Raw genomic sequence first — 16782 nt, 5'->3', positions numbered from 1 at the left:
GGCATGCAGATCGAGGTTGCCGGCCAGCGGCCGGCACTACCCCAATCTCAGCGCTTGGGCGCGTTCGCCTGCGCGCGCTTGATCGCCGCCTCGGCCAGCGGTGCCATCAGCGCATAACCCTTCGCCGTCGGATGCACGCCATCGGTTGCCAACTGCGCATCCAGTCCGCCGGCACGATTGGCCATCGGCGTGTAGTAGTCCAGATAGACCAGCCCGCGCGCATCGGCCTGCCGCTTCAACGCAGCATTCAATGCACGCACCTTGGGTGCAGGTGCCATGCCCGGCATCCACGGGTACTCGCTGACCGGCAACACCGACGCCAGCACCACCGCAATGCCATGCGCTTTGGCCAGATCCAGCATGGCCTTCAGGTTGTCCTCGATCATCACCTGCGTGGACGGGCCGGTGTTGCCGGCGATGTCATTGGTGCCGGCCAGGATCACCACCACATCCGGGCGCAGCGCCAGCACATCCTGCGAAAAGCGCACCAGCATCTGTGCGGTGGTCTGCCCGCTGATGCCGCGATTGAGGTAACCCTTGCCGGGGAAGAACGTGCTGCTGCCTTCCTTGCCCCAGCCCTCGGTGATCGAATCGCCGAAGAACACCACACGTGACTGGTCGGCCCGTGGCGCGGGCAAAGCAGCATTGGCTGCGCGGTACTTCTGCAGTTCCGGCCAATCGGACAGACGCTGCTGCATGAAGCGCACTTCATCTGGCTGCACCTGCTCCACTGGCTTGGTCAGCAATGGATTGCTGGCCGCCTGCACCAACGCTGGCGTGGCCGGCCCCGCCATGAGCGATCCGGCCAGCAGCCAGGCCAGTGAAGTCCTCCTGCGCATGAGCATTCTCCGTTGTCGACCTGGGCAGTCTAGCGCGGCCTGCCAATGCTCACTTGGCCGATGCAGCCGCCCTTGCCGCCACACCCGTCACCTTCGCCGGCATCCACATGCCTGCCGTCCAGCCGCTGGCCTGCAGGATCGCCTTCGGGTTGTCCTGCTGGATCAGCGCGCGCACGGCATCGTGCTTGTTGCCGGCCTGCAGGTAATACGCCTTGGCGATGCGGTAGCCCACCCAGTAACCCAGATCGTAGGGCTCCTGCGAACCCGGCGTGTGGTTGTACAGCCAGGGCGTCAGATCGGTGCTGTCCACGTCCAGCGCGAAGGCGCTTTCAATGTGCACTTCCCTGCCCCGCGTCCAGCCGGCATGCCGGCCATTGCCAACGTTGCCGGAAATCAGCTCGGCGATGAACTCGGCGATCCCCTCGCCCAGCGACTCGCGCAGCACCGTCGCCCGCGGGTCGCCTGCTTCGTACTCGCTCACGCCGGTCTGCTGGATATGCACGTACTCATGCGCGATCACGTGCACGAAGCGGTCCTGCGCGTTGGCGTTCATGAAATCGGCCGCGCACAGCGCTTCCAGGCCGATCATCACGCCATCGGGGTACGTCATGCCCACCGGCTTGCCGCGGCCCACCACGATCGCCACCGGCGGAAACTTCGCCTGCGGATAGATCGCCTGCAGATTGGCGAACACCTGCACCAGTCGCTGCCGCACCGCCGGCAACTCCGCCAGACAGGCCCGCCCATTCGCATACACCGCAGGCTCGCGCGCCATTGCTTCGGCCATGCGCTGGGCGGTCACCCGGCGCAGCTTGGCGAACTGGGCCAGGCTCGGCGTGCCCTGTGCCAGGTACTGCTCAAGCTGGGCCACGCTGGGCTTGCCGCCAGCGGCCTCGTACAGCGCGTAGAAACGGGTGGCATCAGCGGTCAGGATTTCCGGTCCCGGCGCGGCCGCCTGGGCAGTGCCGATCACCCCGCCGAGGGCCAGGGCAAGCAGGCAGCGCAATGACACGAACATGGCTCCGTCCTTGGTGGAGTGCACGCGAAGCGCGCAATCTACCACCGCGTCGGCGCATGCGCTGCCGTATCGTGCAACGCGCTCTGCGGCTGTGCCAGACTCGTGCCGACCGGCTGCCAGGGAAGCGAGGGGAATACAGGATGATGATCGTTCCAGCGTACTGGGCCGAAGCCCGCCTGCAGGACAGGTACAAGGGACGCCCGGTGGTGGTACGCCGGTTCGGCTGGTCCGACGACGACCAGGATGCCGCGCAGGCCCACGCCGATGCACGTGCGCGCGAAGCGCTCGATGCCATCCTCAGCGGCCAGGCCGTGCCGCGTCGCGAGCGACGAACCAACTACGGTGTGGAAGGTATCCCGATCCGCGAGCAGATCATGCAGCGCAGCGATGACATCATCGTTACCCGCAACAGCTACGGCGCGCTGTGCTTGAACACGCCCGATGTACTGTTTGCGGATATCGACCACATGTCCACTCCGTCGGGCTGCGCATTGCCGCTGCTCGGAGCGCTGGGGCTGCTGGCGGCCGGTGCGCTGATCGGCGGTGCGCTGGGCAACGTCAACATCGGCCTGGCGGCAGGCGGCATCGCGATGGTGCTGGTCAACCAGATCCTGTCGGGGCGGCGCAAGCGACGGCTGGCCCGGGCCGGCGGCGTCGAGGGCATCGCACTGAAGCGCGTGCAGGCGTTTGTGGAGCACCACCCCGACTGGCACCTGCGCGCTTACCGCACCCCGGCCGGGCTGCGCATACTGGCGATGCATGCCACGTTCGAACCACAGGATGCGCAGGTGCATGCCTTCTTCAAGGCATTGGGCGCCGACACGTTGTATGCACGCATGTGCACGCTGCAGCATTGCTTCCGTGCGCGGCTGACACCCAAACCGTGGCGGCTTGGCATCATCGCGCACATCCGTCCGCCGGTGGCGGCCTGGTCGGCCGAGCAGGCCAGCAACCCCGACCGCCTGGCGTGGATCGCCGAGTACGAAAGGGAAAGCGCCGGCTTCGCTGCATGCGCCTATGTCCGCAGTTTCGGCGATGAGCGCCGCGTGCATGCCAAGGCCGAACGCGTGCGCGAACTGCATGATCGGATGTCGCGTGCGCTGGACAACCTGCCGCTGGGCTGAGTGCCCGTCGTGCTCAGCGGCCGCCCTGCACGAAGGGTTGGCCCGCCAGCGTGGTTCCCACCTGCAGAGCGACCTGCTGCCCATCCTTGGCAAAAGTGCTGCTGCAGTTGCTGCCGCCCTTCTGGCAGCCCACTTCCGGGAAACCGTCCAACACTTCGGGCGCATCGCGTGGCGGGCTGGCCTGCCATCCTGCGGCATCAAGCAGGCGCTTGGCCTTGCTGTAGGGCATGCCGGCAGTGATGCCCAATGCTGCCAGCTCGGCCGGCAGCGGCTGGGCGAATGCAATGCCCGGGACAACGGAAATCGACAGCGATACGGCGAGGATGAAGGCCTTCATGGAGCGATCCCGTAGCGGACAACGGATGTGCAGCGTACCGCAGCTTTGTGGTCGTTCCATGCCTGCATCACAGATGGTTACGCAACAGCCACAGGGGGGTGTCTGGACAGGAGGCCTGAACCAGAAAGGCCGCCCCGGAGGGCGGCCTTGCCGGATTACTTCGCGTTCTTCACGTAGGTGTCGAACCAGTTGAGCATTTCGTACACCAGCTGCTCGTTCGATTCCAGCGCGGTGTACCAGTGCGGCTCGTTGGGCAGCATCACCAGGCGGGTGGTACCACCATTGCCGCGGATCGCCTGGTACAGCTTGCGCGACTGGAACGGCTCGGTGCCCGGGTTGGCGTCGTCCTCGCCGTGGACCAGCAGCAGCGGCAGCTTGATCTTGTCGGCGTAGAAGAACGGCGAGGCCTTCAGGTACACATCCTGCGCCTGCCATACCGAGCGACGCTCGTTCTGGAAGCCGAACGGGGTGAAGGTCTTGTTGTACGAGCCACTGGTCGCCACGCCGGCCTTGAACAGGTTGGTGTGGGCGATCAGGTTGGCGGTCATCAGGCCGCCATGGCTGTGGCCGGTCACGCCGATACGGTTGCGGTCGACCACGCCCAGCTCCACCGCCTTGTCCACCGCCGCCTTGGCGTCGGCTTCCAGCTGCTCCAGATAGGTGTCGTAGGCGTTCTTCGGGTCACCCACGATCGGGAACGAGGCGTTGTCGATGATCGCGTAGCCGGCCAGCAGCATCAGGCGGTACGGCTGCAGACGGGTGAACGTCTGCTGCGAACCGGAGACCTGGCCGGCCTGCGCGGCATTGGCGAAGTCGGCCGGGTAGGCGTACAGGATCGCCGGCACGCGCTGGCCTTCCTTGTAGCCCGGCGGCGTGTACAGGGTGAACGACAGGTCCACGCCATCGGCGCGCTTGTAGGTCACCAGGCGCTTCTGGATCTGCCGCACTTCCGGGGTCGGGTCGACCAGCTTGGTCAACGCAGCAGGCTTGGACTGGAACTGTGCCTCGCCGACCTTGGCATCGTTGATGCGCTCACCGAGCAGACGCACGAACGCGTTCGGCGGGTCCATCACCGACTGGTGCCAGGTCAGGAAGCGACCCGGTGTATTGCTGAACCCCAGGAACTGTTCGTACGCATCGGCATCACTGCGGAACAGACGTTCGCTCTTCAACGTAGCCAGATCGAGCGCATCCAGGAACGGACGGTCGCCCTGCGGCGACGCCCCCTGCCCGCGCAGGAACACGGTGTTGCCCTCCTGGCGCACCACCGGCGCACCGCTGGGCAGGCGCTTGAACACCAGGTTGCCCGGGTTGCCATACAGCTCGTCGCTGGACATGTCCCACAGCAGGCGACCTTCCTTCTTCGGCTGGTCCACATCGACGATGCGGGCCTGCATCCAGTGGCGGTTCTCGTCGTTCTCGAACTGGAACGACACGGCCGGGTCGGCCGACCACGCAAAGCCCTCGAAGCGCTGTGCAGTGCGGGCGATTTCCACCGGCTTGCCGGTGAACGGGGCCTTCAGCATCAGCACACGATCGCGATGCGGCACGCTCACCTTCCAGTCGCCCTTGTCCAGCGCTTCGGCATAGACCAGGGTGGCCGGATCGGTGGAGCGCCAGTCGTAACCCCGCGGGCCTTCCGGCACACCGTGTACCGGCACGCGATCGGCCAGCGGCAGGCTGGCCAGAACCGTATTGCGGCCATTGGCCAGGTCCAGCACCGCCACATCATTGGCGAAGCGCTGGTAGGTCACCGCATGCGAGAACGGCGCCTTCAGGGTTTCGGTCAGCACATGCACGCCATCGGGCGCGGCGTTGACGTCGTTGTACAGCGCCGGCTGGCCAACCGGGCGCACGCTGCCGGCAGCCGCATCGACCACCGCCAGCTGCGAGGCACCGTAATAGGCGAACAGCTTTTCATCGTGCACGCTGGTCAGCGTGTCACGCGCTTCATAGGTGCTGCTCTCGCCACTGCTGCCCAGCGACTCCTGCGCGTCCGGACCGGTGGGCGTACCGCCGTTGGACGGCGCCGGCCCCTGGTTGGCCGGCACCAGCTTCACCAGCAGGTTCTGGCTGCCGCCCAGCCACTGCACCGTGCTGCCGAAGATGGGGTTCAACTGCACGTTCGGCACCTGCTTCACCTGGCCGGTGGCGGCGTCGCCCACCCACAGCTGCACGCTGGTATCGACGGCATTCTGGAAGGCGAAACGGCTGCCATCGGCCGACCACTGTGCGCCACCTGCGCACCCCTGCGGGAGGTTCACCTTGGTGCTCTTGCCGCTGACGATCTCGACCAGGGTGAAGTCGGCCACACAGGCCGGAATGCCATAGCCGCCGGGGGTATCGTGGCGGCTGCGGTTCTTCGGCTCCAGGCGCACGCCAGCCAGCTTCAGGTACGGCTGGGCGACGCGGGTGATGGACGGATAGGTCTGCGCGGTGGTCAGCAGCAGGCGCTGGCCGCTGGGGTCGATGTTCGGTGCCGGCGGCGGCGGCGCCTTGAGCACCTTGAGCAGGTGTTCCGGCGGCTTGGCGTAGTCGGCAAAGGCCGGGCCGGCGGCCAGCAGGCCGAGCGTGGCAACGGCAACGGCCGCCGCCAGAGAGGTACGACGGATGAGCATCTTTTTCCCCTGGGGTGTGAGTTGGCTACCCGCACGGCGGGCATGGGCCGAATCTAACACCCCCTGCCCACCGGGAAATGGGCCGGAAGGGCTAGTCGCCCCATCCTGCAAAGCGTGGCCCTGCCTGGCCCGCCCCCTCTCTGGATGCCCTTCGCCTACTGCCGCGCGTGCAACTCCCAGGTGGACAGATAATCGGGATCGATCACCGTCACCCCGCTGGACCGCAACTGGTACTCGCCTGGCGCGGCCGGCAGGTACTGGTCCAGCATGGGCGGCAGGTAGCGCTCATGGCCGTCATCGCCATCGGCCAGCACCAGCCCTTCTTCGGCACTGACCCTCAGCACGGTGCCGGCAAACTGCTCCAGCCCCTGCACCTGGCCATCGCCACCAAAACGGGTAACGCCCACCAGCACCAGCTTGCCAATCATCTGCGCGGCCTTGGCATCATCCAGATCCAGGGGCGGCAGGGCTCCTCTCGATTCGTTGCTCATCGTGCACCTCGGAAGCCTGCGTGGACATCGTGGACGAGATGCGCGCCCAGTGCTGCGAACGAAGCAGCGCCGTGGGGCGACTCGCATGCATGTAGTGGCTCTGCGTACTGCGGGATGCAGAGCCAACCATCGGTGCTCAACTCACGGGAGAATTCTGTCTGAGGCTGCATGAACCGCAGCAACGTCTTCAGCATGTCAGCCAACACCAGCGCACGCTGCCTGCGCGACAGGCTGGTTGCTGATGCGGTAGGTATACGCGTGAACAGGACTGTGCATCGCGGGCCTCCTTGCCGAGGGGAGTGGCTTTGCAGGCCACGTTCAACGCTGCGCAAGTGTGCAGGAAACGAACCGGCGGGTGTCGATCGCGGAAGTGCGGCGGGCCTGCAACCCAAGGCCATGCCCGCCCTTGATCGTCTACACGGTTGAATGCTGCCACCGTCCGCGGAACGATGAAGTGAAGAAAACTCCAAGGCATGCGGGACGAATGATCGCCGCCGGGGACAGTCCCCGCGCAGGCAACCGAAGGTGAGCCGCACAACGGCCGACGCAGGAGTGCCCAGGTAATCCTGCCATCGTCAACCGGCGCATGGGCCACGCTAGAATGCCCTTATGCGTACCGTCCATGCCCTCCGCTACATCACCCCCTTGCGGGAAGGTGGCTCACTGCCTGCCGTGGTCGAGACCGACGACGACGGTATGGCGGTGCTCAAGTTCCGTGGCGCTGGCCAGGGACCCAAGGCGCTGATCGCCGAGCTGATCGCAGGCGAGATGGCACGCGCGGTGGGCCTGCCGATTCCGGAGATCCTGTTCGTCGAACTGGACAGCGAGTTCGCTCGCACCGAGCCGGACCCGGAGATCCAGGACCTGATCCGCGCCAGCGAGGGCCTGAACCTGGGCCTGGATTACCTGCCCGGCGCGATCAACTACGATCCGGCGGCGATGCCGGTGGACGCCGACCTGGCCTCGCGCATCGTCTGGTTCGATGCATTCACCAGCAACGTCGATCGCACCACGCGCAATCCGAACCTGATGGTCTGGCACCGCAAGCTGTACCTGATCGACCACGGTGCGGCGATGTACTTCCATCACGACTGGGCCAACGCCGGCGATGCCTGCGAGAAGCCCTTCGTACTGATCCGTGACCACGTGCTGCTGTCATTCGCCAGCCGCATCGCCGAGGTGGATGCCGAGCTGGCTGCGCGCCTGCCTGATGCGGAAATCGAGCGCATCGTCGGCCTGGTGCCGGACAGCTGGCTGATCGATGAGCCGGCCTTCGACAGCCCCCAGGCTTACCGGCAGGGCTACATCAACTACCTGAAGCATCGCCTGAAGGTGCGTGCGGTGTTCGTGCAGGAGGCCATCCGTGCCCACGCTGCACACCTATGACTATGCCGTCATCCGCGTGGTACCGCGGGTGGAGCGCGAGGAGTTCATCAACGTTGGGGTGATCGTGTCCTGCCCGGGTGCACGTCACCTGGAAGCGGCAATCGAGATCGATGCCGCGCGCCTGCACGCCTTCGCGCCGGCGCTGGATATTGAAGCGCTGCAGCCGTGGCTGGATGCCATCGTGGCGATCTGCCGGGGCGATGCCGGCGCCGGCCCGATCGCGCAGCTGCCTGCGCGCGCGCGCTTCCATTTCCTCACCGCCAAGCGCAGCTCGGTGGTGCAGATGTCCAGCACACATGTTGGCCGCACCGCGGACCCGGCGGGCGTGGTCGAACACCTGATGGCGAAGATGGTGCGGGTTCCCAACTAACGAGCTGCCGCCACCTTTACGTGGTGCATCCTGCCGCGCTTGCTCACCAAACCCGGCGCGGTCACTTCCTCGCCGAACGGCATGCGCCCGTTACCGACATTCAGCCGGTCCAGGTGAGCCAGTGGTTGGTTTCAAGCGTACGCCATCAGGGGCCTTTCCGGTTCACGGAAACGGTCACGGTGAAGTGCGGAATCGCGCTCCACTGCGTGCGCGGATGATGCAGCGATTCCACGCCCATGCCGATCTGGTACTTCACGCTGCCCGGCTGCTCATGCCAGAAGTAAGGCGCGCCGCTGCTCCAGCCACAACATACATATGTCAATGACGGCATGCCAAAGGTCTGCTGCAGATAGGCTTCGATCTTCGCCGCCGAGGCGCCGCTGACGCGATACCGCGCTTCCATCGGCTGGATGTAGGAATCGTCGTCCTGCGTGCAGCCTACGTATTCCAGCTCGGCTGGTTTTCGTCCCATCGCCTGCAGGAAATCCTGGCAGACGGCGTCGGGGCGGGCCAGGCCTTCGGAGCGGCCGTGCAGTTCCCATTCTGCAAGCGCGGCGTCGGGACGCTGTGCCTGTGCCGTGCCGGCAAGAAGGAAAGCCATGCACAGCGATGGCCATTGCAGGCCAATCAGGCCCCTCATGCCGCTCTGCTGTCGGTCGTTGCTGCCGGCGCCGTGCATCACAGGGGCACGCGGCGGGCGATGTAGTTGATCACATTGCCCATTGCATCCGGATCGACGTTGGCCAATCCCTGCACCACTGGACGCACGGAACTCCAGGTAATCCTGCGGACCGCTGCCCGCCTTCTTTGCGTACCTGTCGGCGAACGCCTGCAATCCATCGAGGCTGCCCGCATTGAAGGCAGCCAACCACTCATCCACGGCATCTGTGCGCGTGGACCGCTCGATCCGGCAGGTGCTTCGGCCGCACCAACACCGGATGACAATGCCGGCAGCAAGGCGAAAGCCAACAGCAGGACACAGGAGCGTTGACGGTACACGGACATCGCGGATCCTTCGCAGACAGAACGTAGCGTCATCCTGGAGGACAATCGCACAGAGTCCATGCACTGCAGTCGCACGCACACCCTTGGGCTATTCCGGCAACGCATACGCCATCACGTAATCCCCGGCCGGCGTCTCCATGAAGTGGTGCCCGCCAGCCATGATGACCACGTATTGCCGCCCGCCCTGCTCGTACACCATCGGGTTGGCCTGTCCACCTGCTGGCAGCTTGCTGTGCCACAGCTCCTTGCCGGTCTTCAGGTCGATGGCACGCAACAGGTCGTCGGTCGCTGCGGCGATGAAGATCAGGCCGCTGGCGGTCACCACCGAACCGCCATTGTTCGGCGTGCCGATTTCAATGGGCAGGCCGGAGCGGATGCCGAAGGGGCCGTTTCCACGTGCGCTGCCGAACGGCCGGTCCCACAGCAGCTTGCCGCTGCGCAGGTCGATCGCACGGATACCGCCATAAGGCGGCTGCTTGCACAGCAAGCCAGTGAACGGCAGCCGCCAACCGGCGTTGACGTCGATGCCATAGGGCGTGCCGACCTGCGGATCCCCTGCCCCTTCGGCACCGCCCTTGTCGGCGCGCATCTGCTCGCGCGGCAGCCAGCCCTTGCGGTCGGCTTCGGCGCGCGGCACCAGCCGGTTGTAGTTGGGCATGTCGTTGTAGTTGGCCACGATCACGCCACGCCGCGTATCGATGGCCACGCTGCCCCAGTCCGAGCCACCGTTGTAGCCGGGGTACTCGATGGAGTGGTGATCGCTGCTGGGCGGTGTGTAGAACCCTTCGTAATGTGCCTTGCGGAACTGGATTCGGCAGACCAGCTGGTCGATGGGGCTGATACCCCACATGTCGCGCTCGGTCAGCGCGTCGTCGCGCCGCAGCGTGTGGTACAGCGAGAACAGCTGGGTGGCGGCGCGCTGCTCGGGCTCCACGCCGCCCTGTGGCACCTTGCGCTCTTCGGCCGGGGTCAGCAGCTGGCCGTTGCGACGGTCGAGGATGTACATGTCGCCCTGCTTGGTGGGCAGCAGGATTGCCGGCACCTTGCCGGATGCCGTCGGGTAGTCGATCAGGCTGGCCTGCGAACCCAGGTCGTAATCCCAGACGTCCTTGCGCACCGCCTGGAAATGCCAGACCGGCTTGCCGGTGGCTACATCGATGGCGACCAGCGAGGTCGCGTATCTGTTCTGGTTCTCCGTGCGCGAGCCACTCCAGTAGTCGCCCGCGGCATTGCCCATCGGCAGGTATACCAGGCCCAGCGCTTCATCGCCGGTAGCGGTGGTCCACATGTTCGGTGTGCCACGCGTATAGGTCTGCTCGCGCGGTGGCAGGCCGCTGCGCTCGGGCTGGTCCATGTCCCACGCCCAGCGCAGCTTGCCGCTGATCGCGTCGTAGGCCTGGATGACGCCGGAGGGCGCGTCGCGGCGCTGGCCGTCCAGTACCTGGTGGCCGGTGACGATGACCCCGCGGACGATCGCCGGCGGCGAGGTGATCGATACGTAACCCGGCGGCACCTCGCCCATGCCCAGGGTGATGTCGACCTGGCCGTTGTTGCCGAAATTCGCGCAGGGGCGACCGCTGTCGGCGTCCACCGCGATCAGGCGGCCGTCCAGCGTGCCTTCGATGATGCGTGCGCTGCAGGCTGAGCGGCTCCCTGGCGCCGCGCTCTGGTGGGTGCGGGTCGGCGGCGGTGCGGGCAGCGCGAGATCGGCAGCCACGTCAGCCAGTGCGGCATCGGTGAGGGTCGGCGCGCTGGGCAGCTCGTAATAGGACACGCCACGGCAGGCGGCCGTGTACGGGATCGACGCATCCTTCACCTTCGGGTCGAAACGCCATAGCTCCTTGCCGCTGCCGGCATCGAGGGCAATCAACTGATTGCGTGCGGTGCACAGGTACAGCCGATCACCGATCTTCAGTGGCGTGGTTTCCGCACCCCAGCGCTTCTTCGGCAGGTCGCCGGTGCGGAACTGCCACGCCAGTTGCAGGGTTCCCACGTTTTCCGGGGTGATCTGCTGCAGCGGCGAATAACGGGTGGCGGCATTGCTGCGCCCCCATGCCGGCCAGTCACCCTCGGCCGGCTGGTCGGCAGGCTGCAGGCCGGTGGTGTCACGGGTGGGATCAAGCCCGGCGCTGACCGCCGGCTCCGGGAACGGCTGATGCCCGTCGACCACGCCATGCGGGGTGAACGCGAGGCCGAAGGCTGCCACGAAGACCAGCATCAGTACAGCGGCCACGCTGCGCGACAGCCGCCTGGGCACCGGCGCCTGCAGGGTCGGCGCCAGCAATGCCAGGACGATACCGAGGGCGGTCACCAGGCCCAGCCGAGGTACCCAGCGCCAGTAATCGCTGCCCGACTCCCACCAGGTCCACAGCAGGCTGCCGATGAACACCAGTGCATACAGCAGTGCACCGCTACGTCGATTGCCCCACAACAGGATGCCGCAGACCAGCAGGCCGAGGCCGGCAATGGCGTAGTACCAGGAGCCACCGAGGCTGAGCAGCCACGCTCCAAGGCCGCCGATGACCAGGCCGAGCACGATCAGCAACAGGGCCAGCACGGTAACGAAAGGATGGCGGGGCGGAGGCGCCGAAGCAGACTGCGGCGTGGCGGACATCGTCGATCTCCGGGGGCAGCATGCGCCCTTATGCCACCGTCACCGTGAAGTGCGTGCGTATTTTCGACTGCAGACACGACGACGCCGGCACAAGGCCGGCGTCGTCGGGTACCTCAGCATCGCGGCAGGATCACTCCTGCGCGGCGTCCTCGCTGCTGGCAGCAGCCGGTGCGCCGTCGGTCGCGGCCGGAGCGGCAGCGGCCACCTCGTCCTCGTCCTCGTCGATCGAGGCATCCATGCGCTCCACCGCCTGCAGCTTCTCGTCCTTGGACAGGCGGATCAGGGTCACGCCCTGGGTGTTGCGGCCGACGCGGCTGATTTCCGAGCCACGGGTACGCACCAGGGTGCCGCCGTCGGAGATCAGCAGGACCTCATCGTCGGTACCCATCAGCACCGCGGCAACCAGCTTGCCATTGCGCTCGGTGGTCTGGATGCCGATGACGCCCTGCGTGCCACGCCCCTTGCGCGGGTAGTCCGGCAGCGGGGTGCGCTTGCCGTAGCCGTTTTCGGTGGCGGTGAGGATGTAACGCAGGTTGGCGTCGTCGGCACCTTCGATCAGCGCATCGCCATTGGCGACGGCCTCCTCGACACCGTTGTCGTCCTCGTTCTCGTCCTCGATGCCGCCGGCACTCTCGGCCACGATCAGGCTGACCACTTCCTCGCCGGGCGGCATCCTGATGCCGCGCACGCCGGTAGCGGTACGACCCATCGAGCGGACCTTGTCTTCACCGAAGCGCACAGTCTTGCCGTTGGAGGCGAACAGCAGGATGTCACGCTCGCCATCGGTCAAGCCGACACCGACCAGGGCATCGCCCTCGTCGAGGTTGATCGCGATCTTGCCGCGGGCCAGACGGAAGGCGAACTCGCCCAGCGGGGTCTTCTTGACCGTACCGTTCCTGGTGGCGAAGAACACGAACTGGCCATCGGCGTACTCGCGCACCGGCAGCACGGCCTGCACGCGTTCGCCCGGCTCCAGCGGGATCCAGTTGATGATCGGACGACCGCGGGCATTGGAACCGGCTTCAGGCAGCTGGTAGACCGGCAGCCAGAACACCTTGCCCGAACTGGTGAAGGTCAGCAGCGTGTCGTGCGTGTTGACCAGCCACAGCTGCTCGATGAAATCCTCTTCCTTGGTCGACGCCGCGCTGCGGCCACGGCCGCCTCGGCGCTGGGCGCGATAGGCGCTGACCGGCTGGCGCTTCACGTAACCGGCATGCGACAGGGTGACCACCACGTCTTCCGGGGCGATCAGGTCGAGGATGTCCAGGTCTTCTTCGCTGTGGCGGATCTCGGTACGGCGCTCGTCACCGAACTCGGCCCGCACGTTGATCAGCTCTTCGCGGATCACCTGCAGCAGGCGATCGGGATCTTCCAGGATATGGATGAGCCCGGCGATCACTTCCAGCAGCTGCTTGTATTCCTCGGTCAGGCGGTCCTGCTCCAGCCCGGTCAGGCGGTGCAGGCGCATTTCCAGGATCTGCGTCGCCTGGATCTCGGTCAGCTGGTAGCCGCCTTCGATCAGGCCCACGCCCTTGGGCAGGTCATCGGGACGCGAGGCTTCGGCACCGGCGGCGCCGAGCATCGAACCGACCAGGCCCGGTTCCCACAGGCGCGCAAGCATGCGCTCGCGTGCCTCGGTGGGGTTCGGCGAGGTCTTGATCAGTTCGATCATCTCGTCGATGTTGGCCAGCGCAACGGTCAGGCCTTCCAGCACGTGGGCACGGGCGCGCGCCTTGCGCAGCTCGAACACGGTGCGGCGGGTGACCACTTCGCGGCGGTGGCGGACGAAGGCCTCCAGCATCTGCTTGAGGTTCAACAACTGCGGCCGGCCGTCGACCAGCGCCACCATGTTGATGCCGAACACCGACTCCATCTGGGTCTGCTGGTAGAGGTTGTTGAGCACAACCTCGGCCGACTCGCCGCGCTTGATTTCGATGTAGATGCGCATGCCGTCCTTGTCGGACTCATCGCGCAGCTCGCTGATGCCTTCGATCTTCTTTTCCTTGACCAGTTCGGCGATCTTCTCGATCAGACGCGCCTTGTTCACCTGGTAAGGAATTTCAGTGACGATGATCGATTCGCGGCCGTTGTCGGCCACTTCGACATCCGCCTTGGCACGGATGCGCACGCGGCCACGGCCGGTACGGTAACCGGCGATGATGCCGGCGGTGCCGTTGATGATGCCCGCAGTCGGGAAATCCGGGCCCGGGATGAACTCCATCAGGCCGTCGATATCGATTTCCGGATTGTCGATCAGCGCGATGCAGGCATTGATCGATTCGGTGAGGTTGTGCGGCGGAATGTTGGTCGCCATACCCACCGCGATACCGGCCGAACCATTGACCAGCAGGTTCGGGAACCGGGTCGGCATGACCGTCGGCTCCAGTTCCTTCTCGTCGTAGTTGGGCTGGAAATCAACGGTTTCCTTGTCGATGTCCGCCATCAGCTCATGCGCGAGCCGCGACATGCGCGCCTCGGTGTATCGCATCGCCGCAGCGGAGTCGCCGTCGACCGAACCGAAGTTACCCTGGCCATCGACCAGCATGTAGCGCAGCGAGAACGGCTGTGCCAATCGCACCAGCGTGTCGTACACCGACTGGTCGCCATGCGGGTGGTACTTACCGATCACGTCACCGACGATACGTGCCGACTTGAAGTAGGGCTTGTTGCTGTGCGCGTTGAGTTCATTCATCGCAAACAGCACACGACGATGCACCGGCTTGAGGCCATCGCGCGCATCTGGCAGCGCGCGCCCCACGATCACGCTCATGGCGTAATCGAGGTAGCTCTTGCGCATCTCGTCTTCCAGGTTGACCTGGATGATTTCCTTGGCGGTTTCTGCCATTCGGGTTCCGTTGTCTGGTAGCGGTCCAGTCCGGCGCATCCACCGGGGGTGGGCGTGCCGGAACCTCGATTCAACCGCTCGATTCTACCACACGAGGCTGTTTTTCGCCTGCCTTTACGGTGATTTTACCGGCACAAATCAGGAACTTAGGGGTTGCCGGCCAGCGGCTGGCACTACCGGACGCCGGGCCGGAGCCCTTTCCAGCGGAAAGGGATCCGACCTTAGGCGCACAAGCAGCCCAGGTCAGCCGCCGAAGGCGGCGCGCATGTTCTCTGCGGTCGGGTTCAGGATCACCCCCCGCTCGGTCACGATGGCATCGATCAGCTCGCCCGGGGTGACATCGAACACCGGGTTCCAGGCGGCGATGCCCTCGGCCACGGTGCGGGTGCCGCCCACGCCATACAGTTCGCCCGGGTCGCGCTGCTCGATCTCGATCTGGCTGCCGTCCACGGTATCCATGTCCACCGTCGAGGACGGCGCCACGACCATGAACTTCACCCCGTGGTGGCGGGCCGCGATGGCCAGCTGGTAGGTGCCGATCTTGTTGGCGGTATCGCCATTGGCGCAGATACGGTCGGCGCCCACGATCACCCACTGCACCGCACCGGTCTTCATCAGGTGCGAGGCGGCCGAGTCGGCGATCAGCGTCGCGTCGATGCCGTCCTGCTGCAGCTCCCACACAGTCAGGCGCGCGCCCTGCAACCACGGCCGGGTTTCGCCCGCGAACACGCGGGCGATGCGGTCCTGGGCCATGCCAGCGCGGATCACGCCCAGCGCCGTACCGAAGCCGGCGGTGGCCAGCGAGCCGGTATTGCAATGGGTCAACACGCCGCTGCCGGCCTCGATCAGGCCGGCACCGAGTGCGCCCATGTGGCGGTTGGCGGCCAGGTCTTCTTCGGCGATCGCTTGCGCTTCAGCCTCCAGCAGCGCCTTCCAGTCGGCACCGGCGGCACCCAGGCAACGTCGCATGCGTGCCAGCGCCCAGGCCAGGTTCACCGCGGTCGGACGCGAGGCATTCAGCCGCTGCAACGCCGGTTCCAGCTGCTGCAGGGCATGCGCGCCATCGGCCGCCTGCACATCACGAGCGGCCAGCACCACACCCCAGGCGGCGGCGATGCCGATGGCCGGCGCACCGCGCACGGTCAGGGCGTGGATGGCGGCGGCCACCTCATCGCTGTCATGGCAGGCCACATGCTCGACCACGAACGGCAGTTTGCGCTGGTCAAGCAGTTGCAGGGCATCGCCGGTCCACAGGATCGGGCGGATGTGGTCGTAGCGGGCGTAGTCGAGGTCGGTGGCGGTATTCATGACCCCATTGTAGGGCTACGCCACGCACGGGTGGACTCCGTCCGGGGTCAGTTCACCGAGAATTCTGCGCGGCAGCCGCCGTCGACCCAGATGCCGTTGCGGTTCCAGCCCCAGGTGCGGCCTTCCTCGCACGGGGTGCTGGAAAGCTGGTTGGAGAGGGTGGCGCTGGTGGAGATGCTGGCGCCGCAGAAACGGCGCTTCTTGGACTTGGATTCGCAGGTCAGCCGGCGCGGCATGTCGACGAAACGGCCCTGCTCGTCGGCCACCTCGAAGTCACCCTGGCAACCCCGGGTGGTCCACACCTCATTGCGCTTGTAGCCCCAGCCCTGCCCTTCCCGGCACGGCAGCACCGACAGCTGCCGCAGCAACCGTACCGGCGCACCGTCCAGGCGTACCGGGCAACTCTGCGGGCGACCATTGGACTCGCAGCGCACCACCCGCCGCACCAGTCGCTTGCGCCCCTCGGTCGGCGGCGCTGCGGCATTCTCTGCCGGGCGCGCGCGGAACTCGGCGCGGCAGCCCAGGGTCACCCACACGCCACTGCGGTCGGTGCCCCACTCGCTGCCACGGATGCAGCTGTTGCTGGACAACTGGCGGATCAGGTCGACGCCGTTGCTGACATCGATGTCGCAATGCACCCAACCCATGTCGCGGGATTCGCAGGTCACCACTTCGCTGTCATAGCCAGGCGACTGCGCCGATGCGGTCGACGGAAGCAGGCCACCCCATATCGCCACGGAGTACATCGGTGCCGCTACGACCGCAAACCACTTGACCAAAGCCTTCCCCATGAATGGATGAACCACGACGCAAGTGTGCGGTATCGG

14 protein-coding genes are annotated in these 16782 nt (G+C 66.0%); 3 read left to right on the top strand and 11 right to left on the bottom strand.

Annotated elements, in window-relative coordinates; all coding sequences use genetic code 11:
- Nucleotides 1–47 precede the first annotated feature (47 nt).
- Nucleotides 48–794 carry an SGNH/GDSL hydrolase family protein gene (locus TEP_RS07105; protein ID WP_240790746.1) on the bottom strand — a complete coding sequence of 249 codons (747 nt, stop codon included), beginning with the start codon at nucleotides 792–794 and terminating at the stop codon, nucleotides 48–50.
- A 94-nt stretch (nucleotides 795–888) separates the two neighbouring features.
- A complete protein-coding gene (locus TEP_RS07100) occupies nucleotides 889–1857 on the bottom strand; it encodes a DUF2268 domain-containing putative Zn-dependent protease (protein WP_132824759.1) in 969 nt (322 codons plus the stop codon).
- Nucleotides 1858–1997: 140 nt separating this feature from the next.
- Here TEP_RS07100 and TEP_RS07095 point away from each other — a divergent pair, with 140 nt between their 5' ends.
- Nucleotides 1998–2981 carry a hypothetical protein gene (locus TEP_RS07095; protein WP_132824758.1) on the top strand — a complete coding sequence of 328 codons (984 nt, stop codon included), beginning with the start codon at nucleotides 1998–2000 and terminating at the stop codon, nucleotides 2979–2981.
- A 13-nt stretch (nucleotides 2982–2994) separates the two neighbouring features.
- Here TEP_RS07095 and TEP_RS07090 read toward each other — a convergent pair whose 3' ends face one another.
- From TEP_RS07090 to TEP_RS07080, 3 genes are all read right to left on the bottom strand, one after another.
- Nucleotides 2995–3318, bottom strand: a complete 324-nt coding sequence (locus TEP_RS07090) for a hypothetical protein (protein WP_132824757.1) — start codon at nucleotides 3316–3318, stop codon at nucleotides 2995–2997.
- Nucleotides 3319–3473: 155 nt separating this feature from the next.
- Nucleotides 3474–5936, bottom strand: a complete 2463-nt coding sequence (locus TEP_RS07085; RefSeq protein ID WP_132824756.1) for a prolyl oligopeptidase family serine peptidase — start codon at nucleotides 5934–5936, stop codon at nucleotides 3474–3476.
- Nucleotides 5937–6091: 155 nt separating this feature from the next.
- Complete coding sequence (locus TEP_RS07080) at nucleotides 6092–6427, bottom strand: hypothetical protein (protein ID WP_025876944.1); 336 nt, start codon at nucleotides 6425–6427, stop codon at nucleotides 6092–6094.
- 609 nt (nucleotides 6428–7036) lie between these two features.
- Between TEP_RS07080 and TEP_RS07075 the strand changes: the two genes are divergently transcribed.
- Both TEP_RS07075 and TEP_RS07070 read left to right on the top strand, forming a co-directional pair.
- Complete coding sequence (locus TEP_RS07075) at nucleotides 7037–7813, top strand: HipA family kinase (protein WP_132824755.1); 777 nt, start codon at nucleotides 7037–7039, stop codon at nucleotides 7811–7813.
- Nucleotides 7791–8183: a DUF3037 domain-containing protein gene (locus tag TEP_RS07070; RefSeq protein ID WP_093819080.1), complete on the top strand. Its 393-nt coding sequence runs from the start codon at nucleotides 7791–7793 to the stop codon at nucleotides 8181–8183. Before TEP_RS07075 ends, TEP_RS07070 begins: the two co-directional genes overlap by 23 nt.
- A gap of 145 nt (nucleotides 8184–8328) precedes the next feature.
- On the opposite strand, the gene TEP_RS07065 is transcribed toward TEP_RS07070, so the two are convergent.
- The 6 genes from TEP_RS07065 to TEP_RS07045 form a co-directional block, all read right to left on the bottom strand.
- Entirely contained in the window at nucleotides 8329–8823 is a 495-nt protein-coding gene (locus TEP_RS07065; RefSeq protein WP_132826469.1) for a DUF4952 domain-containing protein, read from the bottom strand.
- 38 nt (nucleotides 8824–8861) lie between these two features.
- Entirely contained in the window at nucleotides 8862–9188 is a 327-nt protein-coding gene (locus TEP_RS19740; RefSeq protein WP_165933899.1) for a hypothetical protein, read from the bottom strand.
- An 88-nt stretch (nucleotides 9189–9276) separates the two neighbouring features.
- A complete protein-coding gene (locus tag TEP_RS07060) occupies nucleotides 9277–11802 on the bottom strand; it encodes a membrane-bound PQQ-dependent dehydrogenase, glucose/quinate/shikimate family (protein WP_132824754.1) in 2526 nt (841 codons plus the stop codon).
- A gap of 130 nt (nucleotides 11803–11932) precedes the next feature.
- On the bottom strand, nucleotides 11933–14647 hold the full coding sequence (gene gyrA / locus TEP_RS07055; RefSeq protein WP_132824753.1) for a DNA gyrase subunit A: 2715 nt from the start codon (nucleotides 14645–14647) through the stop codon (nucleotides 11933–11935).
- Between the two features lie 243 nt (nucleotides 14648–14890).
- The gene (mtnA, locus tag TEP_RS07050; protein ID WP_132824752.1) at nucleotides 14891–15955 is read right to left on the bottom strand and encodes an S-methyl-5-thioribose-1-phosphate isomerase; all 1065 of its coding nucleotides are present in this window, start codon (nucleotides 15953–15955) and stop codon (nucleotides 14891–14893) included.
- A gap of 47 nt (nucleotides 15956–16002) precedes the next feature.
- Nucleotides 16003–16734 (bottom strand): DUF3011 domain-containing protein, encoded by a 732-nt coding sequence (locus TEP_RS07045; RefSeq protein ID WP_132826468.1) that lies wholly within the window; start codon nucleotides 16732–16734, stop codon nucleotides 16003–16005.
- Between the last annotated feature and the right edge of the window lie 48 nt (nucleotides 16735–16782).

Origin of the sequence: Stenotrophomonas sp. TEPEL (assembly GCF_004348785.1) — a bacterium.
GTDB classification, from domain to species: Bacteria; Pseudomonadota; Gammaproteobacteria; order Xanthomonadales; family Xanthomonadaceae; genus Stenotrophomonas; species Stenotrophomonas indicatrix.
Note: the sequence above shows the minus strand (reverse complement) of the source record. Positions and strands in the feature narration are given on the sequence as shown.